The sequence below is a fragment of the Pseudomonas sp. DTU_2021_1001937_2_SI_NGA_ILE_001 genome, assembly GCF_032463525.1.
Lineage (GTDB): Bacteria > Pseudomonadota > Gammaproteobacteria > Pseudomonadales > Pseudomonadaceae > Aquipseudomonas.
The window spans coordinates 3005777-3022391 of record NZ_CP135971.1; the positions used below are offsets into that span (position 1 = coordinate 3005777).

The 16615-nt window shown below is 64.7% G+C and carries 15 protein-coding genes; 9 read left to right on the forward strand and 6 right to left on the reverse strand.

From position 1 onward, the window contains the following. Positions 1-119 precede the first annotated feature (119 nt). Positions 120-554 (forward strand): large-conductance mechanosensitive channel protein MscL, encoded by a 435-nt coding sequence (gene mscL / locus RRX38_RS12780; protein WP_295473214.1) that lies wholly within the window; start codon positions 120-122, stop codon positions 552-554. Positions 555-566: 12 nt separating this feature from the next. Here mscL and RRX38_RS12785 read toward each other — a convergent pair whose 3' ends face one another. Beyond that, positions 567-1343 carry a ferredoxin--NADP reductase gene (locus RRX38_RS12785; protein WP_295473216.1) on the reverse strand — a complete coding sequence of 259 codons (777 nt, stop codon included), beginning with the start codon at positions 1341-1343 and terminating at the stop codon, positions 567-569. Between the two features lie 331 nt (positions 1344-1674). On the opposite strand from RRX38_RS12785, the gene RRX38_RS12790 reads away from it, so the two are divergent. After that, positions 1675-1908: a LuxR C-terminal-related transcriptional regulator gene (locus RRX38_RS12790; RefSeq protein ID WP_315959501.1), complete on the forward strand. Its 234-nt coding sequence runs from the start codon at positions 1675-1677 to the stop codon at positions 1906-1908. A 124-nt stretch (positions 1909-2032) separates the two neighbouring features. Beyond that, positions 2033-3157: a class I SAM-dependent methyltransferase gene (locus tag RRX38_RS12795; protein ID WP_315959502.1), complete on the forward strand. Its 1125-nt coding sequence runs from the start codon at positions 2033-2035 to the stop codon at positions 3155-3157. Between the two features lie 217 nt (positions 3158-3374). Here the strand turns inward: RRX38_RS12795 and RRX38_RS12800 are convergent, their stop codons facing one another. Genes RRX38_RS12800 through RRX38_RS12810 form a run of 3 tightly spaced genes read right to left on the reverse strand, consistent with a single transcriptional unit; the run spans position 3375 to position 6005 of the window. Continuing rightward, positions 3375-3542, reverse strand: a complete 168-nt coding sequence (locus tag RRX38_RS12800) for a DUF2474 domain-containing protein (RefSeq protein ID WP_295473221.1) — start codon at positions 3540-3542, stop codon at positions 3375-3377. 12 nt (positions 3543-3554) lie between these two features. Beyond that, positions 3555-4562, reverse strand: coding sequence for a cytochrome d ubiquinol oxidase subunit II (cydB, locus tag RRX38_RS12805; protein ID WP_315959503.1), 1008 nt, complete (start codon positions 4560-4562; stop codon positions 3555-3557). A 3-nt stretch (positions 4563-4565) separates the two neighbouring features. After that, entirely contained in the window at positions 4566-6005 is a 1440-nt protein-coding gene (locus RRX38_RS12810; protein ID WP_295473225.1) for a cytochrome ubiquinol oxidase subunit I, read from the reverse strand. Between the two features lie 389 nt (positions 6006-6394). On the opposite strand from RRX38_RS12810, the gene RRX38_RS12815 reads away from it, so the two are divergent. From RRX38_RS12815 to RRX38_RS12840, 6 genes are all read left to right on the forward strand, one after another. Then, on the forward strand, positions 6395-8908 hold the full coding sequence (locus tag RRX38_RS12815) for an EAL domain-containing protein (RefSeq protein WP_315959504.1): 2514 nt from the start codon (positions 6395-6397) through the stop codon (positions 8906-8908). 407 nt (positions 8909-9315) lie between these two features. After that, the gene (locus RRX38_RS12820; protein ID WP_295476676.1) at positions 9316-10611 is read left to right on the forward strand and encodes an NCS2 family permease; all 1296 of its coding nucleotides are present in this window, start codon (positions 9316-9318) and stop codon (positions 10609-10611) included. Next, entirely contained in the window at positions 10608-11693 is a 1086-nt protein-coding gene (gene trmA / locus RRX38_RS12825; protein ID WP_295476675.1) for a tRNA (uridine(54)-C5)-methyltransferase TrmA, read from the forward strand. Before RRX38_RS12820 ends, trmA begins: the two co-directional genes overlap by 4 nt. A gap of 121 nt (positions 11694-11814) precedes the next feature. After that, on the forward strand, positions 11815-13089 hold the full coding sequence (locus RRX38_RS12830) for an MFS transporter (RefSeq protein WP_315959505.1): 1275 nt from the start codon (positions 11815-11817) through the stop codon (positions 13087-13089). Positions 13090-13156: 67 nt separating this feature from the next. Next, a complete protein-coding gene (locus RRX38_RS12835) occupies positions 13157-14020 on the forward strand; it encodes a neutral zinc metallopeptidase (protein WP_295476673.1) in 864 nt (287 codons plus the stop codon). Between the two features lie 4 nt (positions 14021-14024). Then, complete coding sequence (locus RRX38_RS12840; protein ID WP_315959506.1) at positions 14025-15014, forward strand: alpha/beta hydrolase; 990 nt, start codon at positions 14025-14027, stop codon at positions 15012-15014. 56 nt (positions 15015-15070) lie between these two features. On the opposite strand, the gene RRX38_RS12845 is transcribed toward RRX38_RS12840, so the two are convergent. Both RRX38_RS12845 and tesB read right to left on the reverse strand, forming a co-directional pair. Continuing rightward, complete coding sequence (locus tag RRX38_RS12845; protein ID WP_295476671.1) at positions 15071-15664, reverse strand: HAD family hydrolase; 594 nt, start codon at positions 15662-15664, stop codon at positions 15071-15073. Beyond that, the gene (gene tesB, locus RRX38_RS12850; protein ID WP_295476670.1) at positions 15661-16530 is read right to left on the reverse strand and encodes an acyl-CoA thioesterase II; all 870 of its coding nucleotides are present in this window, start codon (positions 16528-16530) and stop codon (positions 15661-15663) included. The genes RRX38_RS12845 and tesB overlap by 4 nt, the downstream gene beginning before the upstream one ends. Positions 16531-16615 lie beyond the last annotated feature (85 nt).

Consider the following 16615-nt stretch of genomic DNA (forward strand, 5'->3'; position numbering starts at 1 on the left):
ACTCGAGTCCGAGATCGGATAAAACTTGTAGGGGGCGATCCGGTCGATGTTTGAGGGCAGGCTGCCTCGCGCTCCATTAGACTGGAGCGGAACCCTTCATCTGTAACAAGGAATGACCCATGAGCATCATCAACGAATTCAAAGCCTTCGCCGTCAAGGGCAATGTGGTCGACATGGCCGTGGGGATCATCATCGGCGCCGCGTTCGGCAAGATCGTGTCGTCGTTCGTCGGTGATGTGGTGATGCCGCCACTGGGCCTGCTGATCGGTGGCGTGGACTTCACCGACCTGGGCATCACCCTGCGCGCCGCCCAGGGCGATGCACCGGCCGTGGTGTTGGCCTACGGCAAATTCATCCAGACCGTAGTGGACTTCCTGATCGTCGCATTCGCCATTTTCATGGGCGTGAAGGTCATCAACCGTCTGCGTCAGGAACAGGCCAAGGCCCCAGCGGTGAACAAGCAGGAAGTCCTGCTCACCGAAATCCGCGACCTGCTCAAGGAGCAGAACAAGCCTGCCGAACCGGTGGTCGTCGACCCCAACAAGCCGCTGTAAGGCTGGCCCGGGTTACCAGTAGGTTTCCACCGCCACCTGCCCGGGCCGTCGGCTCAGGCTCAGTTGCAACCCGCGCTGCTTGAGCAGGGCGCGGGTCTCGTCGACCATCTCCGGGTTGCCGCAGAGCATCACCCGCGAGTGCTCGGGACTCAGCGCCACACCGGCAGCCGCCTCCAGGCCACCATTGGCGATCAGCGCAGTGATGCGCTCACCCAGCGCCCCGGCATGCGCCTCACGGGTCACCACCGGAATGTAGTGGAATTTGTGCGCATACTCGGCCAGGTACTCGCGTTGGGTCAGCTCGGCAATCAGTGGCTGGTAGGCCAGCTCCCGGGCCTCGCGCACGCTGTACACGAGGATGATCCGCTCGAATTTCTCCCAGGCTTCGAAGTCCTGCAGAATCGACAGGAATGGCGCAACCCCCGTGCCGGTGGACAGCAGCCAGAGGTCACGGCCGTCGACGAAGCGGTCCAGCGTGAGGTAGCCGAACGACTGCTTTTCCACCAGCAATTCGTCGCCCTCGCGCAGGCGGCTCAGCTCGCTGGTGAATTCGCCGCCCGGCACCACGATGGAGAAGAATTCGAGAAATTCGTCATAGGGCGAAGACACCATCGAATAGGCACGCCACACGGTGCTGCCGTCGGCCTTGGTCACGCCCAGGCGCGCGAACTGCCCGGCACGGAAACGGAAACCGGCATCGCGACTGGCCCGCAGGGTGAACAGGTTGCTGGTCAAGGGGCTCACACGCTGCAGTGTCTGCCGGGTGAACTTGTCTTCGCTGACGGTCATGGTGTGCTCGCGACTCCTGAAGATAATTGCAGGCGCCCAGTTTCCCGCAAATACGGGTCGAGAAACACCACCTGTTTGTAGGGGCAGGCACCGGCGCCCTACCTTAGACCGTTTCGCTCTTGATGGGGGGGCGGACAGGCATGACCGAAACGAGCACTTCAGCGCAGGCCAGGCAGAGCGGCGCCTCAACCATTAACACCCTTTTGAATACATAGAACGCCAGCATTCCACCCGTCTGGATTGGATCCGCTCTGCTCATGTCGGCGCCGCTTTTTCCCTAGAATCAACTTACCCCACCCGGGGTTTCGCCAGTACGAATCTGGAGGCGACCATGCAGCCAACCGAGTCCCTAGCAACCCGGCAGCCACCAGCCCAGACCTTGACGCAGAGAGAGATTGAAATCCTCAAGTGGTCCGCCAAGGGCAAGACAGCCGCCGACATCGCAATCATCCTGCGTCTGAAGGAGCGAACCATTCATTTTCATATTGCCAGTGCCATTCAAAAAATGGGGGTCTGCAACAAGACCGCCGCAGCCGTGCAAGCTGCATTGAGCGGGATGTTCTGATCCGTTGTCCCTCGCACCACGATGGCAGGTGCCAAAGGCAAAAAGCACGTAGAATCACGCCCTTCAAGCCTGACCGGGTGTACCGGCCTCGCGTGATACTCGTCGTCTGCCCAGAGTTCCTGCCATGCCCCTGCTCACCAGCCCTTTCGCCGAACTGGACCTGATTCGCCAGCCGGAACAGCCCAATGAACCACTGCAGGCCTTCGATGCTGCGGATGAATACCTGCTCGCCCATCTGGCCGAACACGGCCTGAGCCTGACCACCCGGGTGCTGGTGCTCAACGACAGCTTCGGCGGCCTGGCGGCCAGCCTGGCGCCGCATGCGACAGTGACGAGCAGCACGGACTCGTACCTCGCCGCCCAGGCGCTGGGCATCAACCTGCAGCGTAATGGCCTGGCCGCCGATGCCGTGACCCTGGTACCGGCCAGCGAAACCCCGCAAGGCCCGTTCGACTGGGTGCTGATCCGCATTCCCAAGACCCTGGCGTTACTCGAAGAGCAGTTGATCCGCCTGCAGGGCCAGCTCGCGCCGGATGCGAAAGTGGTGGCGGCGGCGATGGTCAAGCACCTGCCGCGCTCGGCCGGTGAGCTGCTCGAAGATTACGTCGGTCCGGTGCAAGCCTCGCTGGCGGTGAAAAAGGCCCGCCTGCTGTTCGCCGCCCCCGAGCCGAAGGAGTTCCAGCCCTCCCCCTTCCCGACCCGCTACCGCATCGAGCAGCCGGCGCTGGAACTGATCAACCATGCCAACGTGTTCTGCCGCGACGGCCTGGACATCGGCACGCGTGCCATGCTGCCCTTCCTGCCACGCGATCTGGGCAAGGCGCGGGTCGCCGACCTGGGCTGCGGCAACGGGGTGCTGGCCATTGCCAGTGCGCTGGACAACCCGGAGGCGCAGTACACCCTGGTGGACGAGTCGTACATGGCGGTGCAGTCGGCGGCCGAGAACTGGCAGGCCACCTTCGGCGAACGCCCGGTCACCCTGCGCGCCGCCGATGGCCTCGCCACCCAGGCCCCCGATTCGCTGGATGTAGTGCTGTGCAACCCGCCGTTCCACCAGCAGCAGGTGGTCGGCGATTTCCTGGCCTGGCGCATGTTCCTCCAGGCCCGCAGCGCATTGGTACCGGGCGGCGCACTGTACATCGTCGGCAACCGCCACCTGGGCTACCACACCAAGCTGGCACGGCTGTTCCGCGATGTGCAACAGGTAGCAGCCACGCCCAAGTTTGTCATCCTCAAGGCGCGCAAGTAGGCGCCGGGCGCACGGGCCGGGCGCAAGCGCGCATTACCGCGAACAGCTTCCCGGCTGAAGCCGGTCCCACCGGTAATCCCTGACACCGTGAGTCGAAGCGGCTCCCCAGTCGCGCCAACGCGTCTCCCAGGCAAAAAAAACCCTCCATCACAGCCCGATCAGGAGGGTACGAAAGCCGTGTCCACGAAACACGGAGGGATATCAGGTGTCAGTCCGCTCAGTGGGTGGTCAGCCCGGCGGCGCTCATGAACAGGCGCATCAGACTGGCGACGATGAACAGCGCCAGCACGCTGCCGGCCCAGATGCCGGCCAGCCAGGCCAGACGCTGCCATAACGGCTTGCTGCGCGCCGGATCGTCCTCATGCAGGGAAGGCTTGTCGGGCATGGCCAGGCTCCTCTAGTGATAACCGTCTTCGGCAGTCACCTTGCCGCGGAACACGTAGTAGCTCCAGAAGGTGTAACCGAGAATCAGCGGGATGATGAACAGCGTGCCCACCAGCATGAAGCCCTGGCTTTGCGGCGGTGCGGCGGCTTCCCAGAGGGTCACCGAAGGCGGCACGATGTGTGGCCACAGGCTGATGCCCAGGCCGCTGTAGCCGAGGAAGATCAACAGCAGGGTGAGCAGGAACGGCGTGTAGTGCGCGTTGCGCGCCACCGCCTTGAACAGGCCGAACAGGGTCAGCAGCACCAGGATCGGTACCGGCAGGAACCAGAACAGGTTCGGCAGGGTGAACCAGCGCTCGGCGATCTGCTGATGCGCCAGCGGTGTCCACAGACTGACGATGCCGATCATCACCAGCAGCGCCAGGGCCAAGGGACGTGCCAGATCGTGCATGGCTTTCTGCAGCGCACCTTCGGTCTTCATGATCAGCCAGGTGCAGCCCAGCAGCGCGTAGGCGACGATCAGCGCCAGGCCACAGAACAGCGGAAACGGTGCCAGCCAGTCCAGCGAGCCCCCCGCATATTGCCGGTCGACCACCGGCAGTCCTTCGATGAAGGCGCCCAGCGCCACGCCCTGGAAGAAGGTCGCAGCCAGCGAGCCGCAGATGAAGGCCTTGTCCCACAGATGGCGCTTGTGCTCGGTGGCCTTGAAGCGGAACTCGAAGGCCACGCCGCGGAAGATCAGCCCCACCAGCATCAGCATCAACGGCAGGTACAGCGCCGACAACACCACCGAGTAGGCCAGCGGGAAGGCGCCGAACAGCCCGGCGCCGCCGAGCACCAGCCAGGTCTCGTTGCCGTCCCACACCGGGGCCACGGTGTTCATCATCACGTCGCGGTCACGGCTGTCCTTCATGAAGGGAAAGAGAATGCCGATGCCCAGGTCGAAGCCGTCCATCACCACGTACATCATGATGCCGAAGATGATGATGATGGCCCACAGCAGTGCCAGATCGAAGCCCATGACTCAGTTCCCCCTGCTCAGGTTGTCCAGTGCGTCGCCCGGTTCCGCGCCTTCGGTGGCGGCGGACAGCGGACGGGCCGGTGTACGGGTCTTGCCGGGGCCACCGCTCGGCACGTGCTCCACATGCGGCTGCGGTCCCTTGCGCACCAGGCGCAGCATGTAGCCCAGACCGGCACCGAACAGCAGGAAGTAGACGACCACGAACATCACCAGGGTGAAGCTCATCTGCGCGACGCTGTGGTTCGACACGCCCTCGGCGGTGCGCATCAGGCCGTAGACCACCCAGGGCTGGCGACCGATCTCGGTGGTGAACCAGCCTGCGAGGATCGCGACCAGCCCCGAAGGCCCCATCCACAGCGCCAGATGCAGGAACGGCCGGGTCTGGTAGAGCGTGCCGCGCTTGCGCAGCCACAGGCTCCACAGGCCGGTGAGGATCATCAGCATGCCCAGGCCGACCATGACCCGGAACGACCAGAACACCACGGTGGAGTTAGGCCGGTCTTCAGGCTTGAACTCCTTGAGCGCCGGCACCTGCTTGTCGAGGCTGTGGGTCAGGATCAGGCTGCCCAGGTAAGGGATCTCCACCGCGAAGCGGGTTTTCTCCTGCTGCATGTCCGGCCAGCCGAAGAGGATCAGTGGCGTGGGTTCGTCACCGACGTTCTCCCAGTGCCCTTCGATGGCGGCGATCTTCGCCGGTTGGTGCTTGAGGGTATTCAGGCCATGGAAGTCACCGACCACCGCCTGGATGGGAGCGACCAGCAGGGCCATCCACATCGCCATCGAAAGCATCTTGCGCACCGCCGGGTTGTCACGACCGCGCAGCAGGTGCCAGGCCGCCGACGCGCCGACGAAGAACGCCGTGGCGACGAACGCGGCAATCGCCATGTGCGCCAGCCGGTACGGGAACGACGGGTTGAACACCACGGCGAACCAGTCCACCGGAATGACCCGGCCATCGACGATCTCGAAGCCCTGGGGCGTCTGCATCCAGCTGTTGGACGAAAGGATCCAAAAGGTCGAGATCAGGGTGCCGATCGCCACCATCACCGTCGCGAAGAAATGCAGGCCACGGCCCACGCGGTTCCAGCCGAACAGCATGACACCGAGGAAGCCGGCTTCCAGGAAGAACGCGGTGAGCACCTCGTAGGTGAGCAGCGGGCCGGTGACGGCGCCTGCGAAATCGGAAAAGCGGCTCCAGTTGGTGCCGAACTGATAGGCCATGACCAGGCCCGAGACCACGCCCATGCCGAAGTTGACCGCGAAGATCTTCAGCCAGTAGTGGTACAGGTCACGGTAGACATCGTTGCGCGTCTTCAGCCACAACCCTTCGAGCACCGCCAGGTAACTGGCCAGGCCGATGGTGATGGCGGGAAACAAAATGTGGAACGAGATCGTGAACGCGAACTGGATCCGCGCGAGGTCGAGCGACTCCAAACCGAACATAGGACTACCCCTTTCAGATGCTGCGGCGCAGGTCACCGGCAGCGATACCCCACGGCAGGGCGGTTTTCGCGTGCCGGGCGGCTTCTGTTGAGAGTCTCGGCACTAAACGTCTGACGGTCGAGGCACAGGCAGAGTTCGAGTGCCATGATGCAGGTCAACCGACGGCTAAAGATTAGCTCCTGCCGCGCTGGAAAGCGGCGTGGCGCGTTGTCGCGTGACCGCTTGCCTCACCCTGCCGGGCAGCAGCGGCGTTTTGGCGACGAACGGCGGTTTTTCTAACGCCGTCGCGGAGACTTTTTGTAAAGCTCGCGTTCCAACTCTTCACGCCATGATGGCTACATGATATTGAACAACCACCGCTGCCCAACTTGAAGCTTCAAGGGACGAGCATGCCTCTGATCAATAGCCTTTCCGATCTGTTCGTCCAATCCGTCGAAATGGCCGGCAGCGCCACGTTGGTCTGCGACGCCGAGAATCAGGTGCTGCTGTTCAACGCGGCAGCGGAGAAACTCTGGGGCAAGAGTCACCATGAGGTCATCGGCCAGGATGCCCGTCTGCTCCTGCCCTTGCCGGTTCAGGCCTACTACCAGCGCCTGCAGGGCGGTGACGGGGAGCTGACGCTCATCGACATTCCCCACGGCGATGGCAGCCGACATTGGGGGGCTTTGACGGTGTCGCGGCTGGCTGAGGAAGAACAGGTGTACTTCGTGACGTCCGTCAAGGACATCACCCAGCAGCATGAAGAGCATGAACGGCTGCGCCTGCTCTCACTGGTGAGTGACCATTCCGATAACGCCATCGTGATCACCGACCACCAGTGGCGCATCACCTACGTCAACGCCGGCTTCGAGCGACTGTTCGGCTACCGCTTCGACCAGGCCTGCGGTCATCATCCGTCCGAATTGCTGGCGCCGCATCTGGACCGGCACTCGGTCGGCGAAGCCCGGCGCAAGCTCGCCGAGGGCCAGTCGATCAAGACCGACGAAGTGGTCTATGCCCAGAATGGCGACCGACTCTGGTGCAGCATGGTCATCAACCCTATTTTCTCGGTCCAGGGTGACCTGCTGCATTCGGTCACCATCCTCACCGACATCACCAACACCAAGATGCACGAGGTGTTGCAGCACAGCATGCTCAACGCCATGGTCCGCGAAGAGCCGCTGGAAAACCTGATGCAGCTGGCCTGCGAGGAAATCGAGCGCATCGCCCCGGAAGTGACCACCTCCATGCTGCTGGTGGACGACGACGGCCTGCTGCATCCGCTGGCTACCACCCGTCTGCGCCACAGTTATTTCCAGTTGGCCGAGGGGCTGCAGATCGGTGAGGGCGTCGGCACCTGCGGCACCGCCGCCTTTCGCCGCCAGCCGGTGATTACCCGGGACATTGCCAGCGACCCACTGTGGGAGGCCTTCCGCGACGTCGAGCTGCCCGATGGGATCAAGAGCTGCTGGTCCACGCCGGTGCTGGACGCCGAACAACGGGTCATCGCCACCCTGGCCTTCTACTTCAAGGAAGTGCGCGGTCCGTCGGCCTTCCACCAGCGCCTGGTGGACGTGGTCGTGCCGCTGTGCGCACTGGCCATCGAGCGTGAAAAGGCCCGCGCCCACATCAGCCAGCTGGCGTTCTACGACAGCCTGACCGAACTGCCCAACCGTAGCCTGCTGATGGCCAACTCCGAGCAGGCGGTGCAGGCCGCCTTGCGCAACAAGAGCCGCCTGGCGGTGCTGTTCATCGATGTCGACCGGTTCAAGCAGGTCAACGACTCCTATGGTCATCCGGCCGGTGATGAGCTGCTGCAGATCATCGCCGGGCGCCTGCTGGAAAACCGCAGCCAGAAGGATGTGGTCGGGCGCCTGTCGGGTGACGAGTTCGTCGTGGTGCTGCCCGACTGCGATGCCCAACGCGCCACCGAACTGGTCGAGCAACTCAAGCTGACCATCAGCCAGCCCTGTCAGGTCGGCACCAACCGGGTCACGCCGTCGGTCAGCATCGGCGTCAGCCTGCTTCCCGAAGACGGTCACGACATGGGGACCCTGATCCACCGCGCCGACATGGCCATGTACCAAGCCAAGCATGCCGGGCGTGGCCGCTTCAGTTTCTTCTGCCATGAGCTGAACCAGCAGGCGCAACAGCGCCAGGCCATGGAAACCGCCCTGCAGCAGGCGCTACAGGACAATGCCCTGGAACTGCACTACCAGCCGCAGATCAGCATGGCCGACGGGCACCTTTATGGTGCCGAGGCGCTGGCGCGCTGGAACCATCCAGACTGGGGCCAGGTGTCACCGGCGCGCTTCATTCCACTGGCCGAGGAGTGCGGCCTGATTGTCGAACTGGGCCTGTGGGCGATCCGCGAAGCCTGCCGCCAACTGGCCGAGTGGCGTCGCGCCGGGGCCGAACTGTCGGCCATCTCGGTGAACCTGTCGCCGACCAACTTCCACGACCTGGAACTGCCGGCCATCCTCACCGACCTGCTGCAGCATTACCGGCTCAGCCCCGGCGACCTGACCCTGGAACTCACCGAAAACATCCTGATGGACACCAACCCCAGCACCCTGAAGGTGCTCAACGATGTCCACGCCCTGGGCATCCGCCTGGCCATGGACGACTTCGGCACCGGGTATTCCAGCCTGAGCTACCTGCGCCAGCTGCCGATCCAGGAACTCAAGCTCGACCGCAGCTTCGTCATGGACCTCGAAAACGACGCCACCGCACGCACCCTCAGCGACGCGGTGATTCATATCGGCAACAGCCTCAACCTGACCGTGGTGGCCGAAGGCATCGAGACGGTCGGCCAGCACGAGATCCTGCGCCGCCAGGGTTATCACGTCGCCCAGGGCTACCTGTTCTCCCGGCCGCTGAGCGCCAAGCACATGCAGCGCTGGCTGCTGGACCGCGAAGGCTGAGCCGCAATACTGGTCAGTTAGACCGGGTAGGAGCGGCTTGAGCCGCGAAGCGACCGCATGTTCACGGCAGATACACGGAATTTCCTGACGCTTTCGCGGCTAAAGCCGCTCCCACCGGGGCACATGCCGCTTAAGCGCACAGTATTGGGCTCAGGCGCGCTGGGCCAGGGACGGGCCATAGCGCCGCCTCCCCTACCGAGCCTGAATCTGGCCTGGCACCGCTATTGCTTATCAAGCGCTCTCACAGGTTCGCCATCGATCATCCGTGTGCAGCACGTTTTGCAGTCGGCTGGTATGATGCGCGGCTTTTTCCAGGCCACAACCGCACCGGGGCAATGCCGCCGGGTGCAGCTGTGCCGCTGGAGTCGAATCATTCACGGCGCAGGCCAGTTCCATCGGAGCCCGAAATGCTGGAAAGGCTGTTTCAACTCAAGGCACACAACACCAACGTGCGCACCGAGCTTCTCGCGGGCGTCACCACCTTCCTGGCCATGGCCTACATCCTCTTCGTCAACCCGAGCATCCTCGGCGAGACCGGCATGGACAAAGGTGCGCTGTTCGTCGCGACCTGCCTGGCAGCGGCCATCGGCTCGGCAGTGATGGGCCTGATCGCCAACTACCCGATCGCCCTGGCGCCGGGCATGGGCCTGAACGCCTTCTTCACCTACACCGTGGTCCTGCACATGGGCCACACCTGGCAAGTGGCGCTGGGCGCGGTGTTCCTCTCGGCGGTGATGTTCTTCGTGCTGTCGATCTTCCGTATCCGCGAGTGGATCATCAACAGCATCCCGCTGGCCCTGCGCTCGGCCATCGCCGCCGGCATCGGCCTGTTCCTGGCACTGATCGCCCTGCAGAACGCCAAGATCGTCGCCGCCAACCCGGCCACCATGCTCGGCCTCGGTGACCTGAAGCAACCAGCGCCGGTACTGGCGACCCTGGGCTTCTTCCTGATCGTCGCCCTGGACCGCCTGAAAGTGCGTGCCGCCGTGCTGATCGGCATCCTGGCGGTGACCCTGGTGTCCATCGTCATGGGCTTCTCGACCTTCCAGGGCGTGGTATCGGCACCGCCGTCGCTGGCCCCGACCTTCCTGCAACTGGACATCAAGGGCGCTCTGGACGTGGGCCTGGTGAGCATCATCTTCGCCTTCCTGTTCGTCGACATTTTCGACAACTCCGGCACCCTGATCGGCGTCGCCAAGCGCGCCGGGCTGATGGGCAAGGACGGCCACATGCCGAAGATGGGCCGCGCGCTGATCGCCGACAGCACCGCCGCCATGGCCGGTTCGCTGCTGGGCACCTCGACCACCACCAGCTACATCGAATCGGCAGCCGGCGTGAGTGCCGGCGGCCGCACTGGCCTGACCGCCATCGTGGTCAGCGTGCTGTTCCTGCTGGCGCTGTTCTTCTCACCGCTGGCCAGCAGCGTACCGGCCTACGCCACGGCGCCAGCGCTGCTGTTCGTCGCGGTGCTGATGACCTCGGGCCTGGCCGAGATCGACTGGGAAGACATCACCGTCTCCGCGCCGGTGGTGGTCACCGCCCTGGCCATGCCATTCACCTACTCCATCGCCAACGGCATCGCCTTTGGCTTCGTCTCCTGGACGGCGATCAAACTGCTCTCGGGGCGCGGGCGCGAGCTGAACGCCGCCCTGGTGGTCCTGTCGGTGCTGTTCGTCATCAAGCTGGGCTGGTTCAACGCATGAGTGTTCCCTTCGACCCGGCGGGCTACGATCAGCAGCTCGCCGAGAAAACCACCCGCCTGCAGACCCTGCTGGCGCCCTTCGACGCACCGGCACCGCAGGTCTTCGACTCACCCCGCGAGCACTACCGGCTGCGCGCCGAGTTCCGCCTGTGGTTCGAGGGCCAGCAGCGCCATTACGCGATGTTCGCCCCCGGTGACAAGCACACGCCGATCCTGCTCGACGGCCTGCCCATCGCCAGCCGCCGTATCAATGAGCTGATGCCGCGCCTGCGCGACGGCTGGCAGGCCAGCCAGGCACTGAGCTACAAGCTGTTCCAGGTGGATTTCCTCACCACCCTGGCCGGCGACGCGATGATCACCCTGTGCTACCACCGGCCGCTGGACGACGCCTGGCAGGCTGCCGCCGAGCAACTGGCCGCCGAGCTGCAGGTCAGCCTGATCGGCCGCTCGCGTGGTCAGCGCCTGGTGATCGGCCGCGACTACGTGACCGAAGAGCTGCTGGTCGGCGGGCGCACCTGGCGCTATCGCCAGCCGGAAGGCGCCTTCACCCAGCCCAACGGCACGGTGAACCAGAAGATGCTGGGCTGGGCCCTCGAAGCCATGGGCCAGCGCGATGATGACCTGCTGGAGCTGTATTGCGGCAACGGCAACTTCACCCTGCCCCTGGCCACTCGCGCCCGTCAGGTGCTGGCCACCGAGATCAGCAAGACCTCGGTGAACGCAGCGCTGGCCAACCTGGCCGACAACGCGGTGAACAATGTCACCTTGGTGCGCCTGTCCGCCGAAGAGCTGACCCAGGCCCTCAATGAAGTGCGTCCGTTCCGCCGTCTGCAGGGCGTGGACCTGAAGAGCTACGACTTCGGTACCGTATTCGTCGACCCGCCGCGCGCCGGCATGGACCCGGACACCTGCGAGCTGACCCGACGCTTCGAGCGCATCCTGTACATCTCTTGCAACCCGGAGACCCTGGCGGCCAACATCGCCCAGTTGCACGACACCCACCGCATCGAGCGCTGCGCGCTGTTCGACCAGTTCCCCTACACCCATCACATGGAATCCGGGGTCCTGCTGGTGCGTCGCTGAACCGGGGCCAGCCGGGAATGCCCATTCCCGGCGGATGCCCCGGCATGGATTAATAGGCAGCTACCTATCATCTGCGGTATAACGGCCATCTGCCTTTATCCTGCGTTTGTGGGTACCTGCCTTGAGTCTTGAATCCTCCTCACCCTCCACCGCCGAAGGGATCTTTCGTCAACCCGGTTTCCTGCCCTTCCTCAGTGCCCGCCTGCTGGCGATGTTCGCCATGCAGATCCAGGCCGTGGTGGTGGCCTGGCAGGTCTACGACCTGACCCGCGATCCGATGGCCCTGGCCTACGCCGGCCTGGCGCAGTTCATCCCCATGCTGTTGTTGCTGATGCCGGCGGGCGACCTGATCGACCGCTTCGACCGCAAGCTGATCCTGATGCTCAGTTGGGCGGCGCAAGCGCTGTGTGGCGTCATCCTGCTGCTGTTTTCCTTCTTCGATCTGCACGACGTGCGCCTGGTGTACGCCGCCCTGGTGTTCTACGGCGCGGCGCGGGCCTTCACCGGCCCGACCATGCAAAGCCTGTTGCCACAGGTCGTGCCGCGCGATCGACTGGCCTCGGCAATCGCGACCAACAGCGTGATCATGCGCTGCTCCACCGTGGCCGGCCCGCTGGTCGGTGGCGGCCTGTATGCCTTCGGCGGCGCCGAGCTGACCTACGCTACCTGCGTAACGGCGTTCATCGCTGGCATCCTGCTGCTGCCCCTGGTGCCCACCCCCTATGCCGAAGCCCGGGTCAAGCTCGACGGCAGCGCCTGGCAGCGCTTCACCGCCGGCATTGCGTTCATCCGTTCACGGCCGATCATCCTCGGCACCATTTCGCTGGACCTGTTCGCCGTGCTGCTGGGCGGCGTGGTGGCCCTGCTGCCGATCTATGCCCATGAAGTGCTGATGCTCGGCCCGCAGGGCCTGGGTGCACTGCGCAGCGCCATGAGCCTGGGCGAGCTGGTCACCGGCATCTACCTGAGCATGCGTCCGCTGGACCGTCATGTGGGCCTGACCATGTTCAGCGCCGTCGCCCTGTTCGGCCTGGCCAACCTGGTGTTCGCCTTGTCCACGCTGTTCTGGGTGTCCTTCGCCGCCCTGCTGGTGGCGGGTGCAGCCGACATGGTCAGCGTCTACATCCGCACCACGCTCGTGCAGTTCTCCACCCCGGACACCATGCGTGGCCGGGTCAGTGCGGTGAACATGCTGTTCATCGGCTCTTCCAACGAGCTGGGCGAGTTCCGGGCCGGCACCAGTGCCTCGCTGATCGGCGCCATCCCGGCGGCGATCACCGGCAGCCTGTGCACGCTCGGGGTGGTTGGCCTGTGGATGACCGGCTTCAAGAGCCTGCGCAAGGTCGACCGCTTCGCCGATGCCGCTCCGGCGGGAACTCCCACGGCAGCCAAGTGACCGATGGAGTGGCACGCCGCCAATACAGCGGCGAAACTCATTCGGGAATGTGTCGAGGAAAAGTCCGATGCTGTGGAGAAAGGGACGACGTAGCGACAACGTAGTGGATGCACGCGGTGACGGGGGCGGCCGGCGTTTCGGCGGCAAGGGCCTGACCCTGGGCGGGGTGGCGCTGATCGTGGTGTTCGGCCTGCTGACCGGCCAGGACCCGCTGCAGATCCTCGGCCAGATCACCGGGCAACTGCAACAGCCCGCCGCGCCCACGGCGCAACGCCCGGCCGGTAACGATCAGCAGGTGGATTTCGTGCGCGCCGTGCTTGGCGACACCGAAGACAGCTGGCAGGCGGCATTCAACCAGGCCGGGCGACAATACCAGGACCCGCAACTGGTGCTGTTCAACGGCCAGGTCAACTCGGCCTGCGGTTTCGCCACCGCTGCCACCGGCCCCTTCTACTGCCCTGCCGACCGCAGGATCTACCTCGACCTGGACTTCTTCCGCGAGATGTCGCAGCGCTTCTCGGCGGCGGGCGACTTCGCCCAGGCCTACGTGATCGCCCATGAAGTCGGCCACCATGTGCAGACCCTGCTGGGCATTTCAGCCAAGGTCCAGGCCGCGCGGCAACGCGGCCAGCGCATGGAAGGCGCCGACGGCCTGCTGGTGCGCCAGGAACTGCAGGCCGACTGCCTGGCCGGGGTCTGGGCGCACAATGCACAAAAGCGTTTGAACTGGCTTGAGCCGGGTGATATTGAAGAAGCCTTGAACGCGGCCAACGCCATTGGCGATGATCGCTTGCAACGTCAGAGCCGCGGCCATGTGGTGCCCGACTCCTTCACCCATGGGACGTCCGCGCAGCGGGTCCGCTGGTTCAAGACCGGCTTCGCCCAGGGCAATATCAACCAATGCGATACCTTCGCCGCCAAGAGCCTGTGAATTCATGATCAAACCGTTGTTGGCCCTGATGTTGAGCAGCACCTTCCTGAGCCTGAGCGCACAGGCCGAGACGCCGCCCGCGAAGTCCCTGGCACCCGACCGGCTGGCCATCAACGGCGGCCAGGCAACCCTGGCGCTGAGCCAGGACTGGGTCCGTCCCAAGCCTCAGATCCAGCGAGCCGTGATCATGGTCCATGGTCGCCAGCGCAATGCGCCCACCTACCTGCGCACCATCGAGCGCGCGGCGAACATCTCCAAGGAGCGCAACCGCACGCTGCTGATCGCCCCGCAGTTCCTCGACGACAAGGACGTGGCGGCGCACCACCTGGGCGACAACATCCTGCGCTGGCATGAAGATGACTGGATGGCCGGCAACCGCTCGCTGGAGGGCAAGGGGGTCAGTTCCTTCACGGTGCTGGACCACATCATCCGCCGTCTGAGCGATCCGAAGCTGTTCCCCAACCTCAAGGAAATCGTGGTCGCCGGTCACTCCGGTGGCGCGCAGATGGTGCAGCGCTATGCCGTGCTCGGCGGTCGCGAGGAAGCGCGCCTGAAGCAGGAAAACATCCGCCTGCGCTACGTAGTGGCCACCCCATCGACCTACGCCTGGTTCGACGCACAACGCCCGGTTGCCTCACCCGAGAAGAACTGCCCCGGCTTCAACGACTGGAAATACGGCCTGAACAAACTGCCACCCTACGCCGAGAAGTTCGACAAGGCCGGGCTGGAGAAGGCCTACGTGCAGCGTGATGTGACCTATCTGCTGGCGCTGCAGGACAACGACCCCAACCACCCGGCGCTGGACAAGAGCTGCGCCGCCGAGGCCCAGGGCGCAGACCGCCTGAGCCGTGGGCAGAACTACTTCGACTACCTGACCAAACGCCACCCTGAGGGCCTGAACCAGCGCGTGGTACAGGTGCCCAAGGTCGCTCATAACGGCGATGCGCTGTTCAGCTCGCCCGAAGGCCAGGCGGTACTCTTCAAGCCGTTGTAAAACGCATCGCGGCTCAAGCCGCTCCTACCCCAGGAGCGGCTTCAGCCGCGAATGACTCACCACTGCAACAGCGCGCGCAACGCAAAACAGTCGGGCAGGTGCCAGTCGCTGTAGTCCGGCCACGGGTTGTCCGGCAGGTTGACCAGCACCGTGCGAGCGCCGGCGGCGCGACCGCAGCTCAGGTCGTGCAGGTGGTCGCCGATCATCACCATGCGCTGTGGCGCGACGTCCCAGGCATTGGCCAGTTTCAGCAGGCCCGCCGGGTCGGGCTTGGGGGTCGCTTCGTCGCGGCCCAGCACGTCTTGCACGGCAAAGCAGTCGGCCACCCCGATGGCGGCCAGGGTGATGTGCGCCAGCTCACGGGCGTTGCGGGTCAGGATGCCCAGGCGATAACCCCGTCCGGCCAGCTCACGAACCAGTTCCACGGCCCCGGCGGCCGGTCGCGAGCCGAGCGCCAGCTCGCGCTCGTGTTCGAGCAGCCAGGCGTGCTTGGCTGCGGCCTCGGCGGCCGGCAGGCTGGCCAGGTGGCCGAGGATGTCGGCCTGCGGCGGAATCTCCAGGGCGCGCTTGATGGCCGGGAAATCATGCACCGGCACGGTCAGCGTGCCGTCCATGTCGAACACCCAGTGACGGATCTCGTGCAGGTTCATGCCCAGTCCTTGCGATGGCGGATCAGACCTTCCTGGCTCACCGAGGCCACCAGCTGCCCGGCGCGGTTATACACGCTGCCGCGCGAGAAGCCGCGCGAGTTGCCGGCCCAGGGGCTGTCCATGGCGTACAGCAGCCAGTCGTCGGCGCGCAGGTCATTGTGGAACCACAGCGAGTGGTCGAGGCTGGCGACCTGCATGTCACGCTGCCAGACGGTCTTGCCATGTGGCAGCAGCGAGGTGGTCAGCAGGTTGAAGTCCGAGGCGTAGGCCAGCAGGTACTTGTGCAGCGCAGGAATGTCCTTGAGCGTGCCGTCGGCGCGGAACCACACATACTTGACCGGCTCGCCGGGCTTGGGATCGTAGGGGTCCTCGGCGGTGACCGGACGGAACTCGATGGGCTTGGGGCACAGGAACTTGTCGCGCAGCGGCTCGGGAATCAGATGCGCACGGCGGGTCAGCAACTCCAGCTCGCAGGGCAGGTTGTCCGGCCCGACCACCTGGGGCATCGAGGCCTGGTGCTCGAAGCCTGCTTCGTCGTACTGGAACGAGGCGCTGCAGGTGAAGATCGGCTTGCCCTTCTGGATCGCCGTGACCCGTCGGGTGCTGAAGCTGCCGCCGTCACGCACCCGGTCGACGTGATAGACCACCGGCAACTGGGCATCGCCGGGGCGCAAAAAGTAGCCGTGCAGCGAATGCACATGGCGGGCATCCTCGACGGTCTGGCTGGCCGCCGACAGCGACTGGCCCAGCACCTGGCCGCCGAACAGCTGGCGGAAACCCAGGTCCTGGCTGCGGCCGCGAAACAGGTTTTCTTCAATGGCTTCCAACGTCAGCAGATCGACCAGGTCTTCCAGCACTCGGCTCATTCACGACTCCTTGCAGCAAAGGGTTTCGCCCGCTCGGTGCGGCGCGCTACGCATGGGACGCACACAGGCAGACAACTGGCACGAA